Genomic DNA, 6364 nt, shown 5'->3' with positions numbered 1-6364 from the left:
CTACCCACAGAAGCTTTCCCATTCTTTCGCTTACTTTTCGGGGTATTTTTCATCTTATCTTTCTCTCAAGAGGCAACCTCAACCCAAACCTCCCCTTTGCCACCCTCTACCCTTCGCACCTTTCCGCAAAAGCCCACGCCGTGCCCCCAACCACCACGCCGTGCAACACCTCCACACCCACAGACCTCTCCACACTCCTCACGCTCTTCTCACATGCAACACCTCCACGCAAGCATTCCCTCTCTCCTCCAACTGCCCCGCTTGTCCTATTCCCTCACGCCTACGCCCTGCTTCTGCTCAAAATCACCCACGCCTACGCTCCTCTAGGGTATTTTCCATTTTCACACTGAATCTTGTCTCGAAGCGCTTAATTTGCTGGACCATTATCTCCAAGTTTTCATTAAAACGGTTAATTTCATTTTCGAGCTTGCGTATATAAGGTTCGTCACGATAAGCACGTTTCATCAGAGGCGGCATATCGGGCCAATAGAGCATCAAATCCACCCATTCGCGTTGAGCGATCCACAATCCTCCTTGACACTGTGCTTTATGCTCTTCTGGAAAAGTTTTTTGAGAGTAATGAGGGATAAGGATTTCGGGTTTTTTGGTTTTAATTTCCAACAATCCATTTGTTCCAACAAAAGCATCGGGAGAAAACCCTTTCATACGATCATCGGCCAGAACGAATCCAACACATTCCGGCTCGGTATGGGTGAGTGATCCATAAAGTTTCCGTGCGCTTGGTTCTAATTCCGTTCCGCGTCGCATAGAAAGCGTTGTCCCCTCTTCGACGGTTTTTCCCGTGATTCTTTCTCCAGCAAGTTTCATCATAAGGGAATGATATTTTGAGGTTTTTTGTCCCTGTTTTTTTCGTGCCATAACCATTTCAAACAAAGAAGCTGTGATCAAGCCATTCCGCGCTTGATGCCATTCCTCTGTTCCTTGCAGACAATTGACAATAATTGGCATAGATTCCCCCTGATGTTTTAAGCTTTTCTAAAAGCCGCTCGCTCACTTTTTGAGAAGCCCCCTTCTCTCTTTATGAAGTGCTTTTCTTTTGAGATTCAGCTCGATTTTTTTGAAATATTGAGCGATTGGTTTATCATGATCTTTTCCTTTTACCGCTGTGCAAAAGCGACTTTTAGGTATTTTGAGCGCTTTTCAATTTTCTCTTTGCGATTTTGCAAGCATTTTTTCCTGTCGCAATAAAGTAAAAAGCCCCAGTGGGCAAAACCCCCAGTGGGCAAGTCCCCTCTTGTGGGCATAAATACTTTTATAAGATATGAGAATTTCCACTATCCCGCTTAAGCCAAGCGCTCCCATGATCGCCTCCTCAGAAGGGCGCCTCCTCCCCATGCCCCAGCTTCAACGCTTGGGGGCTTCATGGTGCTCTTTTTTTACCGGCGTAAAAGGCTTCTCCCTCCCACTGAAGCAGTTTGAAGCTCTCATAAGCACGCAAGCTACCGTTCCAATAAGCATCCTCCCTAAGAGCCAAGCACTCCCATGATCGCCTCCTCAGAAGGGCGCCTCCTCCCCATGCCCCAGCTTCAACGCTTGGGGGCTTCATGGTGCTCTCTCATCCCACATGAAAAACCATGTAAAAAAACCATGTGAGAGAGAGCCCTTAAGCATCTCCCTTAAGCACACATTCGCACCTCCCCTCCCATAAGCGGGATCTGTAAACACACCACCCACGTGCCGTGTTCCCCAGGTCTTATCCCCACCTCCCAACATGAGAACTTTGCCACAGAGGACACACGCACCCAAACACTTCTCTCTTGGGGCTGCCCCCTATACGCTCCTCTCTGTTTTCCAAAAAAACAGAGCCCAAGCAAATTCTCTCTTTTCGTGCGCGCGCAAGAAAAACTTCCCCCCTGAGACTATATGCCTTGAGACTATACGCTTGAAACTATACGCTTGAAACTATACCGCTTAAGCGTCATTTTCTTGAGAATGCTCCACGCGCTTTATCGAAGCTCTCTTTTTCTTCAACGCACAATGCCTCCTTTGCAAAACAGCTTGGGCATTTTTCCTCTCTCTTAAAGCTTAAAGAGCCCTATCCCCATTGCAGCAATCCTTGCAGTTGGCATCCCACCTTCAAGGATTGCCCCACCTCCCACTGAAGCAGTTTGAAGCTCTCATAAGCACGCAAGCTACCGTTCCAATAAGCATCCTCCCTAAGAGCCAAGCACTCCCATGATCGCCTCCTCAGAAGGGCGCCTCCTCCCCATGCCCCAGCTTCAACGCTTGGGGGCTTCATGGTGCTCTCTCATCCCACATGAAAAACCATGTAAAAAAACCATGTGAGAGAGAGCCCTTAAGCATCTCCCTTAAGCACACATTCGCACCTCCCCTCCCATAAGCGGGATCTGTAAACACACCACCCACGTGCCATGCTCCCCAGGTCTTATCCCCACCTCCCAACATGAGAACTTTGCCACAGAGGGCACACGCACCGAAACACTTCTCTCTTGGGGCTGCCCCTAGATGCTCCTCTCTGTTTTCCAAAAAAACAGAGCCCAAGCAAATTCTCTCTTTTTGTGCGTGCGCAAGAAAAACTCCCCCCCGCTGAGACTATACCGCTTGAGACTATCCCGCTTGAGAGCAACTCCCTTAAGCACACATTCGCACCTCCCCTCCCATAAGCGGGATCTGTAAACACACCACCCACGTGCCATGCTCCCCAGGTCTTATCCCCACCTCCCAACATGAGAACTTTGCCACAGAGGGCACACGCACCGAAACACTTCTCTCTTGGGGCTGCCCCTAGATGCTCCTCTCTGTTTTCCAAAAAAACAGAGCCCAAGCAAATTCTCTCTTTTTGTGCGTGCGCAAGAAAAACTCTCCCCGCTGAGACTATACCGCTTGAGAATGCTCCACGCGCTTTATCGAAGCTCTCTTTTTCTTCAACGCACAATGCCTCCTTTGCAAAACAGCTTGGGCATTTTTCCTCTCTCTTAAAGCTTAAAGAGCCCTATCCCCATTGCAGCAATCCTTGCAGTTGGCATCCCACCTTCAAGGATTGCCTTACCTCCCACTGAAGCAGCTTGAAGCTCTCATAAGCACGCAAGCTACCGTTCCAATAAGCATCCTCCCTAAGAGCCAAGCACTCCCATGATCGCCTCCACAGAAGGGCTCCTCCTCCCCATGCCGCCACTTCAACGCTGGGGGGCTTCATGGTGCTCTTTTTTTACCGGCGTAAAAGGCTTCTCCCTCCTGCTGATGCACAACGGAAAAATCGTCTCTCTGATATTCCAGAGCCAAATTTTTCGCGACACACTCTGCATCCTGTTGCGATATGAAAAGGACAGCGTTGTGTTGTTGTGGTTCGAGTTTGATTTTGTTTTGGGTATTTCCAGCGTAGTAAAGAGGGATTCCCTGATAAAAGGTCTTAAGATAACTTGCCATAATTTTTACCACCAATAGTCGTTCAGCACATCACAGGGACGCAAACGATGCTGTTTTTCGTAAGAACCATAGAGATTATCTTGATAATCACGCATTGCTTTTTCATCTAGACAGGCGTGATAGGCATCACTATCGAGAATGAATGGCTGGAGTTGTGTATTTTGTTCGTCAATTTCGTGATTCATAACGTATAGATCAGCGATTTGCTCACTAACATCATCGGCATGAAGTGTTATGAGATCGAGGCGTAGGATTCTGTGAACAGTTTCGCGTTCTTCAATAAATTCCAACACTTCTTCGACATGATCGAATGGTCCCTCAACGGCTTCAGAGCTTTCATCTTCACAGAGAAGTATGATAATTTCATCCTCTTTAACGAATGGCACATTTTTCATGATTTTTCCCCCTTTGTATAGTTGATAACACACAGCTTTGACTTGACAAGGTCAAATATAGCGTTAGTCTTATATCCTCTATGGGGGATGTGTCAATAAATATTATCCTTAATAAAAGATATAATTTCAGTCTTTACGACATTCAAACGGCATATGTGAATAAAAATTTGCCCTCCTTTGTTCACCCAATGTCCTTGTATTGTTCTCTATTTGTTCTTACCCAACGCAACTATAAACAAGCAGGAGAGCTAAAATGAGTGATTTAAAATTGATACGATACTGGTGCACTCTTGACGCAAAAACACAGAAAGATATTATTCTGATGCTTCGCCAGTTGTCCGCCGCAAAAGAGTTAAAACCGCCTGTTTTTCCTCGTGAGAAAGCTGTGAAATAAGATCAATGAACTCTTTATCTTCAGGACTAGCGCCCTCTCCATAAAGGATATAATTCATACTGACATTAATTTCATGACAAACACGTGAGAGAGATTCAATAGTTGGTTCTTTCCCTTCAGCGAGAATAGAATGGAGGTACCCTGCGCCTTTACCGGCAGCGAGGGAAATAGATCTTTTTGACCGTCCACTTTTTTTAAGTGCAGCACTTAATCTTTGACGCCAACCATTGATATTCATAGTTTCACCATATAGCGCATCTTTTTTAAAAAACACGTCCTTTTTGTAAAACGGGCTTGCATTATCCTCTAAAAAGGATAAAATTAAGAAAACGAATTTCACTTTTTAAAGGGGGATAAAAGCTCATTTTCGGGTCAAAAGAACAATTCACCACCCCGAAGGATACAAAAAAGCGCCTCGAAAGCCCCGGAAAGCTCATGCATCTGAAGTATTGTACTCTTTATCCTTTGTCATCTACACAATCTCAAACTTTAGGGCTGGCTGCCCCTAAACATGCAAGAGCCCACTGTTAGAATCCCTAAACTCCTTTCCAGAGTCCACCATCTAACAGAACAAAATGGAACAAAACTGAAACACTTCACTCAAACGTATAAACTTTAATTAAACACCAATACCTACACAAAAAATTATTTTCGGTTTTGTCGTGAATAGAAATATATAAAAAACGAAGAAAGCGGATTGAAGTATGCAACACGCCAATCAACAAGAAACTCCACACTATGAATCGTCCACGCTTCCTTATGTTTGTTGGTATCAGAATGATTTTCTAGGGGGTGTCCGCGGGATGCGCGCCCATGAAATTGGAATTTACACGATTCTTCTCAACGAAATGTACGCCCGTGGTCGTCCTCTAGAATTATCGGTAGAACGTTTAGCGCGTCTTTGCGGTTGTGACAAGCGAACTTTTGCAAATGTTTTAGAAATGCTGATAGAAGAGGGGAAGATTTTAAATTTAGCGAATGGTTTATGGAATAAGCGCTGCGAAAATGTTTTTCAGGAGCGTGCAAAGTTGCTTGAACAGAAATCCTTTGCGGGTCGTTCTTCGGCACAAAAACGCAAGAAAATCAATGCAAGGTTTCAACAACTTCTCAACGAGAGTACAAGAGATGATAAACAAATCTCAGAATCTCAGAAGGGAGAAGAAAAGGAAACACCTTACGGTGTTTCAGAAAAGAAATTTTATTTGCTTGAGAGAGAGAGGGAGACAACGGGGGAGCAAGAGCAAGGGACAACAAGCGCAGATTTTTATTCTGTGGAACCGTCCTCACAGGACTCCTCCGCCCAATCCTCCTCCGCCCAATCTTGTGCAAGCATACCCACAAAACCAGCTGTAGTTGTTCCCCCTTCCCACTCACATAGCAAAGAAACCAGCGCGCAAATCTCTCGTAGAAAAACAGCAAATCTTCCGCCCAGCAGCGACGCTGTAGAAAGCGCTCGAAGCTCCAGCGGGAAAGCCAAGAGTCGGGTGGCGTCTCCCAAAGGGCAACGTCTTCCTAACGATTGGCAAGCAGACATTGGTGCAGCGATTTCAGAAGGACTGAATGAAGAGCAAGCACGTTGGCAAGAAAAGAAATTTCGCGATTATTGGCGTGCAAAGAGTGGCAAAGAAGCCCTTAAAGTCGATTGGCAAGCGACATGGCGCAATTGGTTTCGCCGTGAGATTGAGCGGATAAAAGAACATCAGGCAAGACTTGCTATTTTTTCCGCTTACCCCAGCAAGAACTCGCAGCCCCTCGCACCGCAAGGCAACAACACCGATGCCCTTTACCGAACTCTTATCAACTACAACACAGGTTAACAACCACCCACAGCGCATCAACTTCGCCGTGAGATTGAGCGGATAAAAGAACAGCAGGCAAGAGGTTTTTTCCGCTCATCCCAGCAAGAACTCGCAAACTCTCGCACCGCAAGGCAACAACACTGACACCCTTTACCGAACTCTTAATCTACAACCACAGGCATGAACATGAAAGCACTTCTCCGCCTCATCAGCAAACACACAAAACACTCTCTGTTTCATAACAAGCCTAAACAGCTCTCTAGAAAGCCCTACCCGCTCCAACGGGAAAGCCAAGAGCCGGCACGATGCCCCCCAAAAGGCAACACCTTAAAGTCGATTAGCAAGCAGACAGCAACGATTTCAGCAGG

8 protein-coding genes are annotated in these 6364 nt (G+C 46.1%); 1 reads left to right on the top strand and 7 read right to left on the bottom strand.

Annotated features, from left to right (window positions below):
* Window positions 1–303: 303 nt before the first annotated feature.
* The 7 genes from ABD915_RS07595 to ABD915_RS07565 all read right to left on the bottom strand — a co-directional run bounded on the left by ABD915_RS07595 (window position 304) and on the right by ABD915_RS07565 (window position 4435).
* Entirely contained in the window at window positions 304–969 is a 666-nt protein-coding gene (locus tag ABD915_RS07595) for a lambda exonuclease family protein (RefSeq protein WP_345117073.1), read from the bottom strand.
* 412 nt (window positions 970–1381) lie between these two features.
* Window positions 1382–1567 (bottom strand): hypothetical protein, encoded by a 186-nt coding sequence (locus ABD915_RS07590; protein WP_345117071.1) that lies wholly within the window; start codon window positions 1565–1567, stop codon window positions 1382–1384.
* 489 nt (window positions 1568–2056) lie between these two features.
* Entirely contained in the window at window positions 2057–2260 is a 204-nt protein-coding gene (locus ABD915_RS07585; RefSeq protein WP_345117069.1) for a hypothetical protein, read from the bottom strand.
* 714 nt (window positions 2261–2974) lie between these two features.
* Complete coding sequence (locus tag ABD915_RS07580; protein ID WP_345117067.1) at window positions 2975–3178, bottom strand: hypothetical protein; 204 nt, start codon at window positions 3176–3178, stop codon at window positions 2975–2977.
* Window positions 3175–3408, bottom strand: coding sequence for a hypothetical protein (locus tag ABD915_RS07575; protein ID WP_345117065.1), 234 nt, complete (start codon window positions 3406–3408; stop codon window positions 3175–3177). The genes ABD915_RS07580 and ABD915_RS07575 overlap by 4 nt, the downstream gene beginning before the upstream one ends.
* Before the next feature lie 5 nt (window positions 3409–3413).
* Window positions 3414–3803: a hypothetical protein gene (locus ABD915_RS07570; RefSeq protein ID WP_345117063.1), complete on the bottom strand. Its 390-nt coding sequence runs from the start codon at window positions 3801–3803 to the stop codon at window positions 3414–3416.
* A gap of 314 nt (window positions 3804–4117) precedes the next feature.
* The gene (locus ABD915_RS07565) at window positions 4118–4435 is read right to left on the bottom strand and encodes an XRE family transcriptional regulator (protein WP_345117061.1); all 318 of its coding nucleotides are present in this window, start codon (window positions 4433–4435) and stop codon (window positions 4118–4120) included.
* Window positions 4436–4901: 466 nt separating this feature from the next.
* Here ABD915_RS07565 and ABD915_RS07560 point away from each other — a divergent pair, with 466 nt between their 5' ends.
* A complete protein-coding gene (locus ABD915_RS07560) occupies window positions 4902–6014 on the top strand; it encodes a YdaU family protein (protein ID WP_345117060.1) in 1113 nt (370 codons plus the stop codon).
* The last annotated feature ends 350 nt before the right edge of the window (window positions 6015–6364 follow it).

The sequence above is a fragment of the Bartonella jaculi genome (assembly GCF_039543045.1).
In the GTDB taxonomy this organism is placed as follows: domain Bacteria; phylum Pseudomonadota; class Alphaproteobacteria; order Rhizobiales; family Rhizobiaceae; genus Bartonella; species Bartonella jaculi.
The sequence above is the reverse complement of the archived record's forward strand: the minus strand, read 5'-3'. Positions and strand labels throughout refer to the sequence as shown.